Origin of the sequence: Schaalia cardiffensis F0333 (assembly GCF_005886435.1) — a bacterium.
Lineage (GTDB): Bacteria > Actinomycetota > Actinomycetes > Actinomycetales > Actinomycetaceae > Pauljensenia > Pauljensenia cardiffensis.
Genome location: NZ_CP040505.1, coordinates 1308165 through 1327777 on the forward strand (window position 1 = coordinate 1308165; position 19613 = coordinate 1327777).

21 protein-coding genes are annotated in these 19613 nt (G+C 61.5%); all 21 read right to left on the bottom strand.

The window, feature by feature from the left end:
- Window positions 1-104 precede the first annotated feature (104 nt).
- On the bottom strand, window positions 105-404 hold the full coding sequence (locus FFA61_RS05445) for an Rv1322 family protein (protein ID WP_005964307.1): 300 nt from the start codon (window positions 402-404) through the stop codon (window positions 105-107).
- Window positions 401-1618, bottom strand: coding sequence for an N-acetylglucosamine-6-phosphate deacetylase (locus FFA61_RS05450; protein ID WP_242600902.1), 1218 nt, complete (start codon window positions 1616-1618; stop codon window positions 401-403). The genes FFA61_RS05445 and FFA61_RS05450 overlap by 4 nt, the downstream gene beginning before the upstream one ends.
- Before the next feature lie 63 nt (window positions 1619-1681).
- Window positions 1682-2380, bottom strand: a complete 699-nt coding sequence (gene nucS / locus FFA61_RS05455) for an endonuclease NucS (protein ID WP_040314163.1) — start codon at window positions 2378-2380, stop codon at window positions 1682-1684.
- A gap of 103 nt (window positions 2381-2483) precedes the next feature.
- Entirely contained in the window at window positions 2484-2834 is a 351-nt protein-coding gene (locus FFA61_RS05460) for a DUF2550 family protein (protein ID WP_425326410.1), read from the bottom strand.
- Window positions 2835-2958: 124 nt separating this feature from the next.
- Window positions 2959-3222, bottom strand: a complete 264-nt coding sequence (locus tag FFA61_RS05465) for a F0F1 ATP synthase subunit epsilon (protein WP_005964318.1) — start codon at window positions 3220-3222, stop codon at window positions 2959-2961.
- Window positions 3222-4670 carry a F0F1 ATP synthase subunit beta gene (gene atpD / locus FFA61_RS05470; protein WP_005964321.1) on the bottom strand — a complete coding sequence of 483 codons (1449 nt, stop codon included), beginning with the start codon at window positions 4668-4670 and terminating at the stop codon, window positions 3222-3224. Before atpD ends, FFA61_RS05465 begins: the two co-directional genes overlap by 1 nt.
- A 23-nt stretch (window positions 4671-4693) precedes the next feature.
- Window positions 4694-5623, bottom strand: coding sequence for a F0F1 ATP synthase subunit gamma (locus tag FFA61_RS05475; protein WP_005964325.1), 930 nt, complete (start codon window positions 5621-5623; stop codon window positions 4694-4696).
- A gap of 3 nt (window positions 5624-5626) precedes the next feature.
- Complete coding sequence (gene atpA / locus FFA61_RS05480; protein ID WP_005964328.1) at window positions 5627-7264, bottom strand: F0F1 ATP synthase subunit alpha; 1638 nt, start codon at window positions 7262-7264, stop codon at window positions 5627-5629.
- A gap of 41 nt (window positions 7265-7305) precedes the next feature.
- A complete protein-coding gene (locus tag FFA61_RS05485; RefSeq protein ID WP_005964331.1) occupies window positions 7306-8124 on the bottom strand; it encodes a F0F1 ATP synthase subunit delta in 819 nt (272 codons plus the stop codon).
- Window positions 8121-8684, bottom strand: a complete 564-nt coding sequence (locus tag FFA61_RS05490; RefSeq protein WP_005964334.1) for a F0F1 ATP synthase subunit B — start codon at window positions 8682-8684, stop codon at window positions 8121-8123. Before FFA61_RS05490 ends, FFA61_RS05485 begins: the two co-directional genes overlap by 4 nt.
- Before the next feature lie 5 nt (window positions 8685-8689).
- Window positions 8690-8896: an ATP synthase F0 subunit C gene (gene atpE, locus FFA61_RS05495; protein WP_005964337.1), complete on the bottom strand. Its 207-nt coding sequence runs from the start codon at window positions 8894-8896 to the stop codon at window positions 8690-8692.
- A 55-nt stretch (window positions 8897-8951) separates the two neighbouring features.
- The gene (gene atpB / locus FFA61_RS05500) at window positions 8952-9857 is read right to left on the bottom strand and encodes a F0F1 ATP synthase subunit A (protein WP_005964340.1); all 906 of its coding nucleotides are present in this window, start codon (window positions 9855-9857) and stop codon (window positions 8952-8954) included.
- A 109-nt stretch (window positions 9858-9966) separates the two neighbouring features.
- Window positions 9967-10371: a hypothetical protein gene (locus FFA61_RS05505; protein WP_051057871.1), complete on the bottom strand. Its 405-nt coding sequence runs from the start codon at window positions 10369-10371 to the stop codon at window positions 9967-9969.
- Entirely contained in the window at window positions 10358-11485 is a 1128-nt protein-coding gene (locus tag FFA61_RS05510) for a glycosyltransferase family 4 protein (RefSeq protein WP_005964345.1), read from the bottom strand. The genes FFA61_RS05505 and FFA61_RS05510 overlap by 14 nt, the downstream gene beginning before the upstream one ends.
- 45 nt (window positions 11486-11530) lie before the next feature.
- Window positions 11531-12178: an L-threonylcarbamoyladenylate synthase gene (locus tag FFA61_RS05515; protein ID WP_005964347.1), complete on the bottom strand. Its 648-nt coding sequence runs from the start codon at window positions 12176-12178 to the stop codon at window positions 11531-11533.
- Entirely contained in the window at window positions 12175-13062 is an 888-nt protein-coding gene (gene prmC, locus FFA61_RS05520) for a peptide chain release factor N(5)-glutamine methyltransferase (protein ID WP_005964349.1), read from the bottom strand. Before prmC ends, FFA61_RS05515 begins: the two co-directional genes overlap by 4 nt.
- Window positions 13059-14165, bottom strand: coding sequence for a peptide chain release factor 1 (prfA, locus tag FFA61_RS05525; RefSeq protein ID WP_005964351.1), 1107 nt, complete (start codon window positions 14163-14165; stop codon window positions 13059-13061). The genes prmC and prfA overlap by 4 nt, the downstream gene beginning before the upstream one ends.
- A 145-nt stretch (window positions 14166-14310) precedes the next feature.
- Complete coding sequence (rpmE, locus tag FFA61_RS05530; RefSeq protein WP_005964353.1) at window positions 14311-14532, bottom strand: 50S ribosomal protein L31; 222 nt, start codon at window positions 14530-14532, stop codon at window positions 14311-14313.
- Window positions 14533-14960: 428 nt separating this feature from the next.
- On the bottom strand, window positions 14961-16709 hold the full coding sequence (gene rho, locus FFA61_RS05535; RefSeq protein ID WP_005964359.1) for a transcription termination factor Rho: 1749 nt from the start codon (window positions 16707-16709) through the stop codon (window positions 14961-14963).
- Between the two features lie 247 nt (window positions 16710-16956).
- Entirely contained in the window at window positions 16957-17910 is a 954-nt protein-coding gene (gene thrB, locus FFA61_RS05540; protein ID WP_005964362.1) for a homoserine kinase, read from the bottom strand.
- Between the two features lies 1 nt (window position 17911).
- Window positions 17912-19219 (bottom strand): homoserine dehydrogenase, encoded by a 1308-nt coding sequence (locus FFA61_RS05545; protein WP_005964365.1) that lies wholly within the window; start codon window positions 19217-19219, stop codon window positions 17912-17914.
- Window positions 19220-19613: the final 394 nt, after the last annotated feature.

Genomic DNA, 19613 nt, shown 5'->3' on the forward strand with positions numbered 1-19613 from the left:
CGCCGTCGTGACGCATTTATCCGCACCAACACCCAGGGGGTGCGAAGGATAATCACCATCGCACCCCCGGAGAAAAAGCTGTTGTCTTCGAGGTTGTCACCCACTCACAGTGGGCGTAAGCCACGTCTCCAGCATTCCGAATGCCAGTGACGCCGGGCCTCAAGCCCTTCGGGCAGGCCGAAGGGCTGCTGCTCGGGCCAGGCGACCACATGCGCAGTGCCCACGCGGATCGGGTGAAGACACGCCGGGCAGGTGTATTCCTTCGAGGAGGAGCGCAGATGCTGGACTTGGTAGTCCCTCCCATCGGGTCCGATCTCGCTCCTGGGCACGGAGGCGAGGGCACCGAGATTGAGGTCGCGGTGTCCCTTAGCCCATGGTCGCTTCTGTGAGCGTTTGCCTTTCACTTCACGAGTGTTCCGCCGCGCCACACGCGCTGTGGACGCAGTTGCTCATCCAGTTCGAGCACATCGGCACGCATACCTGCTTCGAGTTTGCCGATGTCATATCGCCCGAGAATGCGCGCGCCCTGAACGGTGGCCATGAAGACAGCGTCGACGAGGTCGATCCCGCCTTTGAAGGTGGCGACGCGCACGCAATCCAGGAGGTGTGCGGTTCCCCCGGCGAGAGTCGTCGTGCCCGCGATATAGGCGTAGCCGTCCTTCACATCGACTGTCTGGGAGCCGAGTTCGTAGGTGCCGTTCGGCATGCCCGCAGCTTCCATCGCATCGGTGACGAAGACGCAAGAGTCCCGACCGAGCATTTCATACACGTCGCGCACGAGCGAGGGATCGAGGTGGACGCCATCGCAGATCATCTCAGCGATGACACCCTCTCTTGCCGCATCGGACAAGAACTCGCCGATCGGGCCCGTATCACGGTGATGCAGGGGGCGCATGCCGTTGAACAGGTGAGTGATGGTGGCGCGCGCACTGCGCGGATTCGTGGTCTCTTTGATGGCCTTGCGAGAGAACTCGAGGGCTTCGCGCGCAGGGGCGGAACCGGAATCAGTGTGGCCCCAGGAGGGCAGGGCACCGCCCTTGATGAGCACCTCGGCGACAGATCCGGGGCCATAGGCCTTGTCCTTCTCGGGGGCGAGGGTCATAGTGAGCGCGTAGCCCTTGCAGATCTCGAGGAGTTCAGCGGTGAGTTCAGGATCCGGGTCGATGATGTACTTCGGGTCTTGTGCCCCGCAGCGGGCGTGAGAGACGAAGGGGCCTTCGAAGTGGATGCCGGCGAGTTCACCTTCTTCGGCAAGTTCAGTAAGGAGGGCTGCTCTTTCGCGCAGTACATCTGCGTGCGCGGTCACGAGGGAGGCGACGAGGGTCGTCGTCCCATGGTGACGGTGCTCGTCGATTGCGGCCTGGGCCTTCTCAATGGAGGTCGCATTCGGGAAGGAGCTTCCGCCCCCGCCATGACAGTGCACATCGACGAGGCCGGGGAGGATATAGGAGTCAGAGGCCGGGACGGCGGCGATGAGTTCGCGGTCTTCCTTGGACAGCGAAGGATCGTGGGCATCGATGATCCTGGTGATTACGCCCTCTTCGGCGATGAGAACACCGTCCTCGAGGATGCGGGATTCAAGGACGAGACGGCCACGGCACACAAATGAGGTTTCCACCTCTTCATTGTGCCACGCAAAAGATTTGTCTGACAGCTTTTTGAGGATCTTCCTGCCCTCGGATCAGAAGAGTCTCGATTCTGGGTCGTCAAAGCCGCGCATTGCGTCATAGTCGAGGATCAAACAGCGAATACCGCGATCCTCCGCAAGGATCCTTGCCTGCTTCGAGATCTCTTGCGCAGCGAAAATCCCTCTAAGGTCCTTGATGAAGGGATCACGATCAAGCAGGCTGAGATAGCGAGTGAGCTGATCGACTCCGTCAATACCGCCTCGACGCTTCACCTCGATCGCAACATTCGCACCCGAGGGGTCCGTCACCATCAGGTCAACCGGCCCAACCGGTGTCGGAAACTCGCGACGCACCAACTCCCATCCATCGCCGAGGATCTGCGGAACCTGTTCGGCCAAGAGCTCTTGCAAGTGTGTCTCCACGCCGTCCTTCACGAGGCCGGGGTCCACCCCCAGGTCTTCAGCCACATCCGCGACGACATCAAAAATGCGGATGACGAGGCGATCGTCTGTTTTGGCGGCCTGAACGGTCCAGACCTCAGTGACGCCGTCCATTTCTTCGCCCTCTTCGAGGAGTTGCGTGGTCACCGTACACGGCGCGTTCATCCAATTGAGAGGCTTATACGAGCCCCCATCAGAATGAATGAGGACGGAGCCATCACTTTTGACCATGATGACGCGCTTCGCCAAGTCGAGATGCGCCGATAGGCGCCCAGAATAGTCGACGGTGCAGGTGGCGATGAGAACTCTCACGGGTGAGAGCCTATCAGCGCTTGCGAGCACGAGTGCACAGCGAAAAGCACCACGCCGCTCGCGAGATAAGCTCGAACGGCGCTCTGGCGCCGAAGAAGAGTTCTCAGGCCCTGCCAATCGGGGGACCCGACTCCACCCAGGAGACGATCGCATTGTAGGTCTGGGGCGCAACCGCAAGCTCATAACGGTGATCGCCCGACTTGAGGCGAAGCTCCACCATCGACCCATCTGCCGAATGCTGGATCGGAGCGGAAACCTCCAAGCCCCTCCTGGCCACCGTGTACACCGGCTTACCGCCAAAACCGATCAGGCGGTACCAGCTGAGAGTCTCAACCCCGAACAGGCCGATGCCCGAGGCCCAGCCGGACTGAGTGTCGGGCCTAGACCAGGAACGAAAAGCCCCAATCCGTCCATCGAGGCGGCGCGCCCGAACATTGATGTACACCCACACCATCACGCTAAGAAGCACAAGAGCGCCCAGAACCCACCCGGTGACATACAGAAATGTGTTCATTGCTGCCTCCTCGAGATCGGATGCGGGGAGCCCCTGTCCGGGTCGCGGACAGGGGCTGCCTCTATTAGGAAACTGTAGCGTGATCGGCCACGACCGTCACGAAATCAGAATCAACAGACGCGAATCCGCCCTCGACCTCGAAAGTTTTCACTCCTTGCGAGGTTTGGACCGTGACCGTGCCTGCTTTGAGCATCGCGAGCAGGGGCTGACGCCCCGGCAAGACGCCGAGTTGGCCGTCAACGACGGGGACCTGAACGGAGCTTCCAGCACCGTGCCACAACCGCCCTTCGTGCGAAACGACTTCGACTTGAAGTACCCGATCCGCCATCAGGCGTCCTTCTCAAGCTCGTGCCAGCGGCGCTCAAGGTCCTCGATACCACCGATGTTGAAGAAGGCCTGTTCGGGCACATGATCGTAGTGGCCCTCCGCGATGCGCTTGAACGCCTCAATCGTCTCCGAGAGGGGAACAGTCGAGCCGGGCACGCCGGTGAACTTCTCCGCCATGTAGGTGTTCTGGGAGAGGAACTGCTCAATGCGACGTGCCCTCGCGACCGTGATCTTGTCCTCTTCAGAGAGTTCATCAACGCCGAGGATCGCAATGATGTCTTGGAGTTCCTTGTTCTTCTGAAGGATCGCCTTGACGTGAATCGCCGTGTCGTAGTGCTCGCGTCCCACGATCACCGGATCGAGGATTCGCGACGACGACGCCAGCGGATCGACCGCTGGGTAGATACCCTTCGAGGCGATTTCACGGGAGAGCTCCGTGGTCGCATCCAGGTGGGCGAAGGTCGTCGCCGGAGCGGGGTCCGTGTAGTCGTCGGCGGGCACGTAAATCGCCTGCAGCGAAGTGATCGAGTGTCCCCCCGCCGATGTGATGCGTTCTTGGAGCTGGCCCATCTCATCGGCAAGATTCGGCTGGTACCCCACGGCCGAAGGCATACGGCCCAGCAGGGTCGACACCTCAGAGCCCGCCTGAGTGAAGCGGAAGATGTTATCGATGAACAAGAGCACATCCTGATGCTGAACATCGCGGAAGTATTCCGCCATCGTCAGCCCCGTCAAGGCGATGCGCAGACGCGTCCCCGGCGGCTCATCCATCTGACCGAACACCAGCGCTGTCTTATCGAAAACGCCGGCCTCGTCCATTTCGTGAATGAGGTCATTGCCCTCACGGGTACGCTCGCCCACACCAGCGAAGACCGAGACGCCTCCGTGGTCTTGGGCGACGCGCTGGATCATTTCCTGGATGAGGACCGTCTTACCGACGCCCGCACCACCGAAGAGGCCGATCTTACCGCCCTGAACGTAGGGGGTAAGAAGGTCGATGACCTTGATGCCCGTCTCGAACATCTTCGTGCGGGCCTCAAGCTGATCGAATGCCGGGGGCTGGCGGTGAATCGGCCAACGCTCGGTGATCTCGAGGGTCTCTCCCTCGGCGAGGTTGAGGGGTTCGCCGGTCACGTTGAAGACGTGGCCCTTCGTTATATCACCGACGGGAACCGTGATCGGGGCACCCGTATCGGTCACCTTCGCGCCGCGGACGAGTCCATCCGTCGGCTTCAAAGCGATGGTCCTGACGAGATTGCCTCCAAGGTGCTGGGCAACCTCGAGAGTCATCGTGAAGGAGGACTCCCCCTCCCCCTGGCCCGTCAGATTGACGTCAACCTTCAAAGCGTTGTACAGCGGAGGGATGCTGTCCGGCGGGAACTCGACGTCGACGACCGGTCCGACGACTCGGGCGACGCGCCCCTGCGCGACTGTTTCTTCCTGGCTCATGTTTCTTCTCCGTGTCCTTGGGCTCAGCCCGCGACCAGTGCGTCGGCCCCGCCCACGATCTCGCTGATCTCCTGGGTGATGTCCGCCTGACGGGCCGAGTTGGCCAGGCGCGTGTACTTGGTGATGAGTTCCTCGGCATTGTCCGTGGCCGTATGCATCGCGCGCTGGCGCGAAGCGAGCTCGGAAGCCGCCGATTGGAGGAGCACATTGTGGATGCGACTCTCGATGTAGAGCGGAAGGATCGCGTCGAGCACAGCCTGTGCCGAGGGAATGAACTCGTACTCGGGGAAAGTCGCCGAAGGATCGTCGTGATATCCGCGCTCCGCATCGCGTTCCGCGTCGCCCTCAGGTGCGTCGACAACGCTCAAAGGGAGCATCTGACGAACCTCGGGGAACTGCTTCATCACGGTGGCGAATCGCGTGTAGACCAGATGAACCTCAGAAACCCCGGAGGTCAATCCCTGATCCATGAATCGTTCGAAAAGCTCATTCGAGATCGAACGGGTCGTCTCATGGGTCGGAGCATCTGACTCGCCCTCCCAGCTCTTCTCAACCGCGACACCGCGGAAACGGAAGTAGGAGCGGGCCCTCTTGCCGAAGGTGTACACCACCGGCACCTTGCCCTCGCTCTTGAGCTTCGAGATGAGCCTTTCGGATTCACGCAAAATGGTCGCCGAGTAGGCGCCCGCCATGCCACGATCCGAAGCGATGACGAGAACCGCCACACGTGGAGTGTCGAAACGCTCGCGCGTGAGGGGATGATCGAGATCCGTGTGGACCGCGACTGCCGCAACCGCCTGCGTCAGAGCCTTCTCGTAGGGCCCGAGAGCGGTGGCAGCGCGACGCGCCCCGCCGATCCTCGAAGCCGCGATCATCTCCATCGCGCGGAAGACCTTCGCGAGCGTCTGCGTCGAGGCGATGCGCTGCTTGTAGATCCTCTGCTTGCCGCCCATGTCTCAGGCCTTCTGCGAGGAGGGACGGACGCGAGTGATCTCTTCGCGCGTCACCTCGGCCTCCACCTCGGCATCGTCGAGGCTCGCTCCCCTTCCAGCGGAGATCCACTGATCGTGGAAGGCCTCGACCTGAGCCTTGAGCTCAGCCTCGGTATCGCTTTCGAGCAGTCCCGTCGACTCGATGGTGTCGAGGACCTTCGAGTTCGCCTTGAGGTGATCGAGGAGTGAACGCTCAAAGGTCAGGACATCGGAGACCTCAATATCATCGAGGTAGCCGTGCGTCCCAGTCCAAATGGATGCGACCTGCTCGCAAACCATGTACGGCGTCGACTGGGCCTGCTTGAGCAGCTCCATGAGACGCTCGCCACGCGTGAGCTGCGAACGGGTCGCCGGATCGAGGTCGGAAGCGAACATTGCGAAAGCCGCCATCGAACGGTACTGCGCGAGGGTGATCTTGAGCGTTCCCGCAACCTTCTTCATGGCCTTGACCTGCGCGTCACCGCCGACTCGCGACACGGAGATGCCGACGTCGACCGCGGGACGCTGATTCGAGTTGAACAGGTCCGATTGGAGGAAGATCTGCCCGTCGGTAATGGAGATGACATTCGTCGGGATGTAGGCCGACACGTCATTCGCCTTCGTTTCAATGATCGGAAGTCCCGTCATGGATCCGCCGCCGAGCTCGTCGGAGAGCTTTGCGCAACGCTCAAGGAGGCGCGAGTGCAGGTAGAAGACATCGCCTGGGTAGGCTTCACGCCCCGGCGGACGGCGCAGGAGCAAGGAGACCGCACGATAAGCCTCCGCTTGCTTGGACAGATCGTCGAAGACGATGAGGACGTGCTTGCCCTCGTACATCCAGTGCTGTCCGATCGCGGAGCCGGTGTAGGGCGCCATGTACTTGTAGCCCGCCGGATCAGAGGCCGGGGAAGCGACGATCGTCGTGTATTCCATTGCGCCGGCGTCTTCAAGGGTCGAGCGCACCGATGCAATGGTGGAGCCCTTTTGACCGATGGCGACGTAGATGCAGCGGACCTGCTTCTTCGGGTCGCCTGACTTCCAGTTCTCACGCTGGTTGAGAATGGCGTCGAGGGCGATCGCGGTCTTTCCGGTCTTGCGGTCGCCAATGATGAGCTGGCGCTGCCCGCGTCCGATCGGGATCATCGAGTCAATGGCCTTCAGACCGGTGGCCAGGGGCTCGTGAACCGATTTGCGCATCATGACACCGGGGGCCTGGAGCTCGAGGGCGCGTCGACCCGCGATATCCGTGATGTCACCAAGGCCGTCGATCGGTCGGCCGAGAGGATCGACTGTGCGGCCGAGGTAGCCGTCGCCGACTGGGACTGAGAGGACTTCACCGGTGCGATGCACGCGCTGGCCCTCTTCGATGCCTCCGAAGTCGCCGAGGATGACGGCGCCGATCTCGCGCTGGTCGAGGTTCATCGCTAGGCCGAGCGTGCCGTCGGCGAAGCGGAGGAGTTCGTTCGCCATTGTCCCGGGCAGGCCCTCGACATGGGCGATACCATCGGCGGTTTCCGTGACGTAGCCCACTTCCTCCGTGGCCACTTCGGAGGGACGGTAGGACTCCATGAAGGAGTCCAGTGCGCCGCGGATCTCCTCGGGACTGATTGACAGGTCAGCCATGAGTATTCCTTCTGTCTGCGTGATGAGTTCTGGGGTGCGGTTCAGCCCGCAAGGGAGCGCTTCATATCGGCAATGCGCGCTGCAAGGGAAGCGTCGATCGCTGTGGTGTTGGCGCGTAGACGGAAACCTCCGACAACACCAGGTTCGACCGAGATCGACAAGGTGATGTCGCGCTCGAAGCGTTGCTCGAGCAGACGGCGAAGGCGCGTCACCTGTTCAGGGGTCATATCGACCGCTGATTCGACCGTGACGAGCAGCTTGTTTTGCAAGGTTGCCGCCCACTCGGCGAATCTCCTGAGGTTGTTGAGGAGGCGCCCGTGGCGCGAACGTCCAACCGCTCTGCGCAGCAAACGCATGCTCCACCGGCTCAGGCGCGCCGAGAAGAGGCGGGTGGCGAGGTTCGCGCGTTCGTGCGGAGTGCCTGTCGACATATCCGACAGGGTCAGACGCAAGTCTCGCTCGGCCGCAAGGAAACGACGAGTCTCGAAGAGCTCGTCATTCACCTCTTCAAGGGCGCCGGCCCGGAGGGCGTCGGTGAGCACTGCGAGAATGCCGAGCACCTCTGCGGCGTCGTGCAGATCCTCTGGCTTCGTCCAATGCGCGCTGACCAGTGCCTCGAGGACCTGCAAGCCGGGAGCGGACATATGCGCATTGAAAAGGGAGTGCGCGAGTTGCGTCTTGTCCTCGGCGTTCCTCGAAGGATCGGTAAGGGCACGACGAAGTCGAGCATCCGTCTTGACGAGGTCAGAAAGGGCGAAGATTTCTTCGGCGACCTTCATTGCATCCGCGTGTGGCAGGGCAAGCGCATCCCCGAGTTCACCTGAGAAGGGAACCGATTGCAGTGCTCCAATGGTCTTCATCGAGTCGCACCCTCAGAGGCTGAGAGGTTGTCCTTCTCAAGGTCGTCAAGGAAACGGTCGATGACACGGCTCGTGAGCGCTGTGTCGGCGAGATGCTCCCCAACGATCTTCTCGGCAAGCTCGGTCGCGAGCAGACCCACGTCAGCGCGCAAGGAGATCTCCGCTGCTTGCTTTTCAGCGAGGATCTGACGCTGAGCGCCCTCGAGGATCCGATTGGCCTCTTCCTGCGCCTCGGTCCTGGCGGCGGCAATAATGCCTTTCGCTTCCTCTCCGGCGCGCTCACGAATCTCATGAGCCTCGGCGTTCGCCTCGACTAGGGCCTGCGCGCGCTCACGAGCGGCAAGCGCTTGGTCTTCTTTCGCTTTCTCAGCGGCGGCGAGTCCCTCAGCGATCTTCGCTTGGCGTTCATCCATCGTGCGATAGATCTTCGGCAGTGCGAACTTTCCAACGAGGAGGAGGACGATGAGCAAGACGAGCGCCGACCAGAAGATCTCGTACAGAGGCGGCAGAATGACGGCGAGGCCGCCGACTTCTTCGCTCGCAGGGAAAATCTGGTGCATCGCGGTCACTTGACGATGAGCGGGAGGATGAAGCCGATGAGGCCGAGGGCCTCAACCATGCCGGCGCCGATCACCATATTGGTGAAGAGTCGGCCGGCGACCTCGGGCTGGCGCGCGGTCGCTTCCTGGGTCTTGCCGACGAGCAGGCCGATGCCGAGGCCGGGGCCGAGGGTCGCAAGGCCGTAGCCGATGTAGGCGAGGGAGATACCCATGATGTGTCTTCCTTTTCTTCTGGGCGCCGAAGGGCGCTTCAGCGGATTGTGGGGATCAGTGGCTCTCGATCGAGAGCTTGATGTAGACGGAGGTGAGGATGGTGAAGATGTAGGCCTGCAGGAAAGCGACGAACACCTCGAAGCCGGTCATGACGAACATCGCCACTCCTGTCAGGATTCCCGCGGCCGAGAGGGCGGAGAGCTCTTGAAGCAGGAGCGCGGTCCCGAAATAGGTCATGCCGAGCAGGAGATGGCCGGCCATCATGTTGGCAAGGAGTCGGACTGTGAGGGTCACCGGGCGAACGATGAAGTTCGAGAGGAACTCGATCGGAGTGATGAGCAGGTACATCGGCTTGGGAAGCCCCGGAGGAAGGAGCTGCGATGCGAAGAAGTGTCCAAGTCCGAGGGCCTTGATGCCGCTGCCCACGTAGGTGACGTAGGAGATGATGGCGAAGACTGCGGGAACTGCCACAACAGAGGTTGCAGCAATATTCGTACCGGGAATCACACCAGCGAGATTCATCGCGAGGGTGGCGAAGAATGCGAAGCCAATGAAGCCGGCGTATGCGCGTCCTTTCTTCGGGCCGAGCATCTCAATGGCGACATTGTCGCGGATGAAGCCTGCGAGGAATTCGACTGCCATCTGGCCGCGGCCAGGGACAAGTGTGGCCTTCGCTGCGACCCCGAGAAGGATCGCGCTGACCAGTGCAGCCATCGCGATACGAATGAGGACGAGGCGGTTGAACTGGAAGATCGTGCCCTCGCCGAAAATCGGCTTGGGGAAGAAGTCTTCGAGTCCGGGCTGGTGCACGTGCTGCGTGAAGGCGGGAACCGCCGTTGCGGCAATGACCACGAGAAGAAGAATAAGAAGGGTCCAGTACCACAGGGGCTTGGATCTACTTCCCCGTCGGTTAGTGGGGGGCGTTGACGTGGACAGCGTGTGCTCCTGAGTTCGAATCATCGGTGATGGGAGAGCATATTGGCCGCAAGAAGCGACTTGAATACTTTAGCAGGCAAGAACGCTTGCTTCAGCACAATTTGACGATTTTGCACGAATGGCCACTAGTTCTTTAGTCCCGTTCATCAACGGTGAAGTGCGGCGTGCGCACCATCACAATCGCCTCGGCGAGCATCGAGAAGAGAATCACGAGAATCGAACACAGGGCCGCACAGCGTACATCCACATTGAAAGAGCGCGGCACATACAAAACGATGACAAGGATGAGGATCCTGATCGGATAGGACGCAAGGACCCACACAATCCCTCTCCCCTGAGAAGCACTCGCTCGAGAAAGACACGCATACTGCACGCCGAGAAGAAGCATTGGCGCGACGATGCACAATCCGATTGCTGCCAACTCGAGCCCATAGATCACGGAGACGAACACAGTGAAGAGAAGGGCTCCTGCGCCAATGAGGGCCATAGGTACTCGCAGTCGAGTCAAGGCTCGAGCAAGGGAATCAGAGTTCGACATTATTCTCCTCCTCGCCCCCGCTGGAGCGGTAATGGGAAGTCGGGAATTGTCGCACGGTCGCAACCAGAGCGATCACGAACACTGGCAGTGTCGCGAGGGCAATCTTCCACCAGTCGAAAATGAGCAGGGCGACAGAAGGAATGCATACGATCGCAGTCCACATCCACATGATCGCGACGACACCACGATGCGAATGCCCGCGAGCGATGAGGCGGTCGTGAAAGTGCGAGGTGCGGTCGGCGTGGAAGGGGCTCGTCCCCCGCGCGATGCGGCGGAGCGAGGCGACGATAAGATTCAACACCGGTATGAAGATCACAGACAGGGGCAGGAGGATCGGCAAGATGCCCACGAAGAGTTGCTGGGTTCCCAGGACTGAGGGGTCGATCTGTCCAGTGACGATGATGCTCGCCGATGCGAGGACGAGACCAAGAGTCTCAGCCCCGCCTCCCATCATGATCGACGAGGGGTGGAAGTTGAACCAGAGGAAGCCCAGACACACTCCCAGAAGGGCGATGACGACCAGTGAAGCAGTCGTCGCATATGAGGTGGCCCCAATGATCCTCGACAGGAGGTAGGAGTAGACGAAGAAGGCTCCCGCTCCGATCGCGATTGTCCCGGCGGCGAGGCCATCAAGACCATCAATGAAGTTCACCGCATTCACAATGCCGACGACAAGAACGACGGTCACAATCAAGGAAAGACGAGAAGAACCGATAGTGACACCGAACAGGGGAAAGGAGATGAGCTGGACTCCCGTAAAGGCCATCGCCCCGGCAATGAGCACCTGTCCCGATAGTTTCGTCATCCAGTCGAGTTCCACGAGATCATCAACGAGGCCGAGCACAGTCATCGCCGTTGCCGCACCGATCACCGCCCAGGGGATGCTCGTGGTGTACAGGGGGACCATATAGGGGATGTGTGAGGCAACGAGGAGAGCGACGACGAGGCCGATCGTCATGGCGATGCCGCCGAGCCTGGGCACTGGTTGCTTTTGAATATCGCGAGAACGAAGCTCGGGGACGAGCCCCCATCGAATGCACGACCATCTGACGAGAGGCGTCATCAGCACGGTAACGCCCATCGCGATGAGCATGAGGAGGAGATAGACCTTCATGCGAGCTTCGGTCCTTGATCCTTCGGTAGTTCTTCTTCGAGGGTTTTACTCGGCACCCATGAGGGTGACACCGGCCGCTTCGGACAGCTCCTCCAAGGATAAAGTCCCCAGGCGGATGACACTCGCATCACCATGGGCGAAGTCGAGGATCGTTGAGGGCGTCGATCCAGGGGTCGGACCGGAGTCGATATGAAGAACCGAATCAGGAAAGGAGGCAATGGCTTCTTCGATGGACGTTGCGGGGGGCGCTCCAGTGAGGTTTGCGCTGCTCACCGCGAGAGGACCGCTACGAGCAATGAGTTCGAGGACTTGCGCGTGATCGGGCATCCGCAAAGCGACGGTCCCTCCGTTTGTTCCCAGATTCCAGCCGAGCTCAGGGCGGGCCCTGACAATGAGCGTCAGTCCTCCCGGCCATGCGGCCCAAGCGAGCCTGCGGGCTGCCTCGGGCACATCGACGGCGAGGCGGTCAAGGGCCTGAGGGGAATCGACGAGCACGGGGGGAGGCATTGACGGTCCGCGGCCCTTTGCTGCGAGCAGGGCTGCCACCGCATCCGGATTCGAGGCGAGGGCCCCAATTCCATAGACGGTATCGGTCGGAATGACGATCAGCCCGCCCTTTTTGACATGAGCGACAGCCTCGTCAAGATCAGCGGGAACCCATGCGGGAAGGCAGCTCAAAATCCTAGGGGTCACTGGGAGATTCTCCCACGAGTCGCGACGAGCGCACGAGGGGCGCCGGCCAGATCCTTTTTTGTGAAAACCTCAATGAAGCCCGTTTCCCGGGCCGCCTCGCGCATGAGGGCGGCTTGACTCGCAGAGTGCTCGAGGACGAGGAGGCCGCCTTCTTTCAAGAGTCCTGCGGCTCGGCAGATGATCCCTCTGGGAATGTCCATCCCAGCCTCTCCCCCACCGAAAAGAGCGAGCGGCGGGTCGAAGCCCGCTTCAACCTGGGTCGGTGCCTCATCGGCGGGCACATAGGGAGGATTGGAGATGACGATATCAATGCGGCCATCCAGATCGGCGAGAGTGCGCGGGTGCGTGGCGTCGCCGCGAAGGAGTTGGACACGAGAAGGAACGAGCGTCTCAATATTGCGCTGTGCCAGGGCGAAGGCTTCTTGAGCGAGTTCGACCGCCCATACCTGCGCTTCTGGGAGTTCCGTGGCGCAGGCGATCGCAATCGCCCCCGATCCGGTGCACAGATCAACGATTCGAACCGTGCCCTGCTCGGCGATCACTTGTCGTGCGGCCTCAATGCCGATCCCTGCGACGATTTCGGTTTCTGGGCGGCAGATGAAGACCTGTTCGGCGCTGTGGAGGGTCAAGCCCCGAAAATACATGCGCCCGGTAATGCGTTGAAGGGGAATTCGGCTCGCCCGCAGCTCAACGGCGTTGTAGAAGCGCTCGGCAAGCTCAGGCTCGATGGGTTCTTTGATCCTCCAGATCGAATCGGTTTTCGCCACCCATTCGAGGAGTTCACGAGCGTCCTGCGCGGGGTGTGCGGCTTCGAGTCCTTCGAGGCGATTGCGCGCCCAGGCCAGGAGAGAGCCGACACGGCTTGGATCGGCGGGGCGCTTCACCTGCTGGCCGCCTGGGCGAGGCGCTCTGCTTCATCTGCCTCGCGCAGAGAATCGATAACAGGGCTGAGTTCGCCTTCGAGAACACGATCGAGGTTGTGCGCCTTGTACCCGGTGCGGTGCTCTGCAATCCGGTTCTCCGGGAAGTTGTAGGTCCTCACACGTTCTGAACGATCCACGGTGCGAACCTGGGAGAGCCTCTGGGCGCAAGCCTCCGCTTCCTTCTTCGCTCTCGCCTCGGCTGCGAGTCGTGAGGCGAGAACCCTCAGGGCCGCTTCTTTGTTCTGCAATTGCGATTTCTCGTTCTGCATTGAGACGACGATCCCCGAGGGAATATGCGTCATGCGAACCGCTGAATCCGTTGTGTTCACGGACTGTCCCCCGGGCCCCGAAGAGCGGTAGACGTCGATTCGCAGATCATTCGGGTCAATGACGATCTGTGTGTCGTCTTCAATCTCGGGCATGACGAAAACGCCCGCCGCCGAGGTGTGGATCCGCCCTTGAGATTCGGTGACGGGGACGCGCTGGACACGGTGCACTCCGCCCTCGTACTTGAGGTGGGCCCATACTCCCTCTTCTGGCAGGGGCGTGCCGTGGGCGCGAATGGCCAAAGAAATCTCTTTGAAGCCCCCAAGCTCGGTCGGGGTCGAGGAAAGCTCGGTGACGGACCATCCTTTCGATTCGGCGTATCGCGAGTACATGCGGGCCAGATCGGAGGCGAAGAGGGCGGACTCCTCGCCGCCTTCTCCTGCTTTGATCTCGAGGATGACGTCAAGGGCGTCCTCGGGCTCACGGGGGGCGAGGATCTTGAGCAGACTCTCGTGCGCAGCGCGCAGCTCATCTTCGAGCTCTGGGATTTCCGAAGCGAATGAGGGGTCCTCTTGGGCGAGTTCTCGAGCGGCAATGAGGTCGTCTTTGGCTCTCAAGTAGCGTTCGGCTCCGGTTTTCACGCGGGAGAGCTCGGCGAAACGTCGGCCCATCTTGCGCATGAGCATCGGGTCGGCGAGGGTCTCGGGCGCCGACATTGCGGCTTCGACCTGCGCGTATTCCTCAAGGAGAGGGGCGAGGGCGTGGAGCTCCTCATCGATTCCCTTATCCAGAGCCATGACTGCCTTTCAATCGAATGCGCCGGTGAGGCAGGCGCCTCGTCGTGCCGGACGTAAGTCGCACACGAGTCTTCATGCGGCTCGGCGCCGAGGGCTTTCACCCTCGGCGCCGAGAAGGACTACTGCGCGAAGTAGAGCCCGAAACTCACTTGGAGGGACGGACGCGCTTGCCGTAGCGGGCCTCGAACTTGGCGACACGACCGCCGGTATCGAGGATCTTCTGCTTGCCCGTGTAGAAGGGGTGGCAGGCCGAGCACACGTCGACGCGCATCTCGCCAGAGGCGATGGTCGAACGGGTGTGGAAGCTGTTACCGCAGGTGCAGGTCACGAGGGTATCCACATAGGTGGGGTGGATGTCCTTCTTCATGGATGTCTCCTGGATTCGTTGGTGCCCCGGGTCCGGATTCGCAGGTCTTTCCGCATCTGGCGGATCGCTCCCCTTCCGTCCGAAGTACGTCGAACGGAAGCGAACCGGTGAACCGATGGCCGATTCGGCTATTGTGCCATTTCTCTTGCTCCGAGCGGAATTCGGGAGGAGTTTTTCGACGTGAGTTCGCCGACAGCTTTTCGAGCTTCGGGAATACTCGCCACGCTGCACACGCCAGACATGACTTCACGCCCGGTGAAGAGCTGAGATTTCAACAGGAGTCGAAGTCCCGATACGGCCCAGAAGATTGGGCCGCGCTCAAACGAGAGGCGCGCCCCGGAGGAGCCTCCGGGACGCGCCTGCACTCCTAGTTCCCAGCAGCGTCTGACACTGCGCGGCCCTCGAATAGCTTCGGCGCAGTGCTGGCCTTAGTCCGCGCTCGGCGTCGTCTTTTGCACGAGCATGAGGAACTCGGCGTTCGACTGGGTCTCCTTGAGCTTTTCGAGGATGAGTTCGAGTCCCGACTGCTGGTCGAGAGTGCCCAGGACCCGGCGCAGCTTCCACATGATGCGTAGTTCTTCGGGTGTGAAGAGCATCTCCTCACGGCGGGTGCCCGAAGCGTTGACGTCAATCGCGGGGAAGATCCTGCGGTCCGCGAGCTGACGCGACAGGCGCAGCTCCATATTGCCGGTGCCCTTGAACTCTTCGAAGATGACCTCGTCCATCTTGGAACCGGTCTCGACCAGAGCCGAAGCGATGATGGTGAGGGAGCCGCCCTCCTTGAGATTTCGGGCCGCGCCGAAGAACTTCTTGGGCGGGTAGAGCGCCGAAGCGTCAACACCGCCGGATAGGATGCGCCCCGAGGCGGGGGCCGCGAGGTTATAGGCGCGAGACAGTCGCGTCAACGAGTCGAGGAGGACGACGACGTCCTGGCCGAGTTCAACGAGGCGCTTGGCGCGCTCGATCGCGAGCTCGGCGACAAGGGTGTGATCGGATGCGGGGCGATCGAAAGTCGAGGCGATGACCTCTCCCTTGACGATCGAACGCATGTCCGTGACCTCTTCGGGGCGCTCATCGACGAGGACGACCATGAGGTGGACCTCGGGGTTGTTGAGTTCAATGGCCTTGGCGATCTGCTGGATCACCATGGTCTTGCCCGCCTTGGGCGGGGAGACGATGAGGCCGCGCTGGCCCTTGCCGACGGGGGCGACGAGGTCGATGACGCGCGGAGTGAAGGCCTTCGCAGAGGTCTCCATGCGCAGCTGCTCGCTCGGGTATACGGGGGTGAGCTTGCCGAACTCGCGGCGTGCCTGCGCCTCTTCGATCGTCATGCCGTTAACGGAGTCGACGCGCACGAGCGCGTTGTACTTCTGACGCTGACGCTCGCCCTCTCGGGGCTGGCGGACCGCACCCGTGACGGCGTCACCTGCACGCAAACCCCAGCGCCTCACATTGCCCAAGGTCACGAAAACGTCGTTCGGGCCGGGCAGGTAACCGGAAGTCCTGACGAAAGCGTGGTTGTCCTTGATGTCGAGGATGCCGGCGATGGGAGCGAGCTGGTCGTCTTCACGGACGACCTCCTCGCGATCTTGGCGTTCCTCGCGATTGCGGTTGCGACGGTTGTTGCGATCATTGCGCTCGTTGCGATCGTTTCGGTTGCGATCGCGGCCCCGACGCCGATTGTTGCGATCGCGACGATTGCGCCCTCGTTCTTCTGCGTCCTCGCCCTCGGGAAGCTCGATCGAGTCGAGAGCCGTTACCGGGGCCTCGTTCTTCTCCGGGGGCGCCTGAACTGCGAGGGGGGTCGGCAATTCGATGTCAATGACGGGCTTGACCGAAGCAGGATCGATCGGTTCAGAAACTGCGACACGACGACGCGATTTGCGCGGAGTCTGAGTGACCTCTGTGCTCGCCTGGGCGGAGGCGGCCGTGGTCTTCTCGCTGGGCTCCTCGCTGTCCTTGACGAGTTTTTCGACGGGCTTGCCAGTCTTCGACGAAGGGGCGGCGCGGCGCGCACGCGGGGCCGGGGCTTCTGGCGAGGAGAGAAGCTCGATGAGTTGGGACTTGCGCATCCTTGATGTGCCTTTGAGTCCCCTGGAAGAAGCGAGGGCCTGAAGTTCGGCCAGCTTCATGCCCTTCAGGTCGGAGGCGACCGGGGCGGTGTTTTCGTTGCTCACGAATGATCCTTACTGGATATCTGCCCAATTAGGGCTCGTTGAGTCTTCCTCAATGGAATGCTTCGGAGGAAAGTGCGCGACGGAAGAATCGCCAGCGCGTCAGTGCCGTGAATCGGCCGGTCCATGGGAACCGCTGGCCCGAGTGTAGCAATGCTCGCCCTGTTTCGGAATATTGAGCGAGAATCTGCACCTCCCTGCGGAAAAGATCACAGGAGGAAGGGGGAGCAAAGGCAAACAAGGTGCAGATTCAGGCCCGCATTCCGCAAGGGCCCGCAAGGCGTCCTCGGGTGATCTGAGCCCCTTGGGGGGCGACCGGGAGCGAAAGAACGCGCCATCCCGCTCCCTCGGCATCATGCTTCAGGCTGGCGGACACTTTTTCGAGGGAAAGGACCGTCGGCCCCGCCCCGGATACGACTGCAGGCATTCCTCCGGCGCGCAACCAGTCGACGAGAGCAAGGGAGGATTCCATCGTCGCCCTGCGCTGTTCCTGGTGGAGCCTGTCCCCTGTCGCGTCCATCAACAGCTCATGAAGAGTTGCCCCTGCGGGAGCCTCATAGGCGCCCGAAAGCAGGGCGCTGAGCAATGCGGCGCGGGAGATGTTGTAACGGGCGTCCCCATGCGCGATCAGCTCGGGCAGAGCCGATCGCGCTTTTTCGGTTGCGAGTTCGAAATCGGGAATGAAAGCCACGGGTGAGATCTGCACCGGGGGCGTGAGTCTGAGCGCGCCCGCAGTGCTGCCTTCCATCCAGGCGACGGTCGCGCCACCGAAGATCGCAGGGGCAATATTGTCGGGGTGGCCTTCGAGTTCAGTACCAATGTCGAGCACGTCCTTTGGACCCAAGACCTCTTCTTCACCGATCAGCGCCCTCGCAAGGACGAGACCCGCGACGATTGCAGCTGCGGAGGAACCCAGGCCCCGTGAATGCGGGATCCGGTTGTGGCAGTGCATGCGAATGCCGACCTGCGGTGCGCCGAGTCGATCAAGAGAAAGACGGAGCGTCTTGACGATGAGGTTCTTCTCCCCCTCGTCGACTTGTCCTGCGCCCTCGCCCTCGACAACGACCGCGGTGGGGCCGACGGTCGCGTGCACGGACACCTCATCCCATAGGTCGAGGGCGAGGCCCATGGAGTCGAATCCGGGCCCAAGGTTCGCGCTGGTCGCGGGGACGCGGCAGGCGACGAAGTCGTCGGCGAGGCGCATGTCATTCTCCTTCAACGTGAAGAGTGCTCATCACCGAACGAACCGAGTCGGAGTCTTCGAGGGCGGCGATGAGGGCTCGAAGATCAGCCTCCTTCGCGCGGTGAGTCGTCAAGGTGATGACGCTCGCGCCGTCATGGGCGTCATCTCGCTGATGGAGGGCCTGAATCGACACCCGATTGGAGGCGAAGAGACCCGCGACCTCGGCGAGGACGCCGAGGCGATCTTCCACCTGGAGGCGAATCTGGAAGCGTGAGAGGTTTTCTCCAGATTCGAGGAGCGGCAGTTGCGCGTAGACGGATTCCCTGGGCGCATGTCCCCCATACGCACGGTGATGAGCGGCGGCAACAAGGTCGGAGAGGACAGCCGAGGCAGTCGGTGTGCCACCGGCTCCCTGGCCGTAGAACATCAATCGACCCGCGTTCTCGCCCTCAACGAGAATCGCATTGAAAGCACCATCGACGCTCGCTAGGGGGCTATCGGCGGGGATCAGGGTGGGGTGGACCCGCACGGACACGCCCTCGACCCCCTGATCGTTCTTCCGCCGTTCTGCGATTGCGAGGAGTTTGATCGTCCGATTCGAGAAGGCTGCTTCTTCCATGTCCTCGGCGGTGATCCTCGTGATGCCTTCGACTTCGACATCCTCGATCCCGACTCTCGTGTGGAATGCGAGGGAGGCGAGGATCGCGCATTTGGCAGCGGCGTCGAGTCCTTCGACGTCGGCACTCGGATCTGCTTCGGCGAAGCCGAGTTCTTGGGCTTGCTTGAGGGCCGCCTCGTAGCTGAGATTGCGAGTCGCCATGGCGTCGAGGATGAAGTTCGTCGTGCCGTTCACGATGCCGATAACTCTCGTGATGCGGTCCCCGGCAAGGGACTCGCGCAGCCCGTAGACGACTGGGACGGCGCCAGCGACGGCGGCCTCGTAGTAGAGGTCGGCGCCTGAAGCGTCCGCTGCAGCGTAGAGTTCGGGCCCGTGAGCGGCGAGGAGGGCCTTATTGCCCGTCACGACGCTGATTCCGGCATTGAGGGCGCGCAGGACATGAGTGCGAGCCGGTTCAATGCCGCCGATGAGTTCAATGACGATGTCCATCCCGTCGATCGCTTCGGCGGGGTCGGTTGTCAGCAGTTCCGGGGCGATCTGAGTGTTGCGCGGCGCATTGGGGGTGCGGACGAGAACTGCACCGACGTGCATCCGAGCTCCCGATCGGGCGGCAAATTCCTCGCCTTGTTCGGCGAGGAGTCGGATCACTTGGGAACCAACTGTTCCGGCACCGAGGACGCCAAGGCGCAAGGTGGGGAGCTCTTCGGTCACTGGGCACTCCTTCTTCACATTCACGAGGCTGGGGGCGAGGAGATCTTCGCCGAGAAGGAGCCCGAGGACTGAGCATCCTTCCTCCTGTCACACAGCATATGCGTCACCATGAGCATCTGGCAGCACACGTCCGCGTCTTAAGGCTTTCCCTGGTGAAGAGGTGTTTCTCTTGTATCGCTTGAGGCTTGTGAAACTCCTGGGCCCCCTGGGGCATTACCTTGCCAGGGGGCAACTTCAGTGCCGTCCAAGGAATCGAAACAGAAAGAAAAAGGGACTATGGTCCCAGTCCAAAAGTCCTATACCTTCCGCCGCTCCCCCTCTGTGACAACACACATAGCCTTCAACGCCTCAAGCCGTAGCGCTTCTGTCCCGGAAGGAGGAAACTCTTTAACAG

Coding starts and splice junctions, on each gene's coding strand:
- FFA61_RS05460 (WP_425326410.1), bottom strand. CDS start 2,834: ATGGTGTGGGTGTACATCAATGTTCGGGCGCGCCGCCTCGATGGACGG.
- FFA61_RS05465 (WP_005964318.1), bottom strand. CDS start 3,222: ATGGCGGATCGGGTACTTCAAGTCGAAGTCGTTTCGCACGAAGGGCGG.
- atpD (WP_005964321.1), bottom strand. CDS start 4,670: ATGAGCCAGGAAGAAACAGTCGCGCAGGGGCGCGTCGCCCGAGTCGTC.
- FFA61_RS05475 (WP_005964325.1), bottom strand. CDS start 5,623: ATGGGCGGCAAGCAGAGGATCTACAAGCAGCGCATCGCCTCGACGCAG.
- atpA (WP_005964328.1), bottom strand. CDS start 7,264: ATGGCTGACCTGTCAATCAGTCCCGAGGAGATCCGCGGCGCACTGGAC.
- FFA61_RS05485 (WP_005964331.1), bottom strand. CDS start 8,124: ATGAAGACCATTGGAGCACTGCAATCGGTTCCCTTCTCAGGTGAACTC.
- FFA61_RS05490 (WP_005964334.1), bottom strand. CDS start 8,684: ATGCACCAGATTTTCCCTGCGAGCGAAGAAGTCGGCGGCCTCGCCGTC.
- atpE (WP_005964337.1), bottom strand. CDS start 8,896: ATGGGTATCTCCCTCGCCTACATCGGCTACGGCCTTGCGACCCTCGGC.
- atpB (WP_005964340.1), bottom strand. CDS start 9,857: ATGATTCGAACTCAGGAGCACACGCTGTCCACGTCAACGCCCCCCACT.
- FFA61_RS05505 (WP_051057871.1), bottom strand. CDS start 10,371: ATGTCGAACTCTGATTCCCTTGCTCGAGCCTTGACTCGACTGCGAGTA.
- FFA61_RS05510 (WP_005964345.1), bottom strand. CDS start 11,485: ATGAAGGTCTATCTCCTCCTCATGCTCATCGCGATGGGCGTTACCGTG.
- prfA (WP_005964351.1), bottom strand. CDS start 14,165: ATGGCTCTGGATAAGGGAATCGATGAGGAGCTCCACGCCCTCGCCCCT.
- rpmE (WP_005964353.1), bottom strand. CDS start 14,532: ATGAAGAAGGACATCCACCCCACCTATGTGGATACCCTCGTGACCTGC.
- thrB (WP_005964362.1), bottom strand. CDS start 17,910: ATGCGCCTCGCCGACGACTTCGTCGCCTGCCGCGTCCCCGCGACCAGC.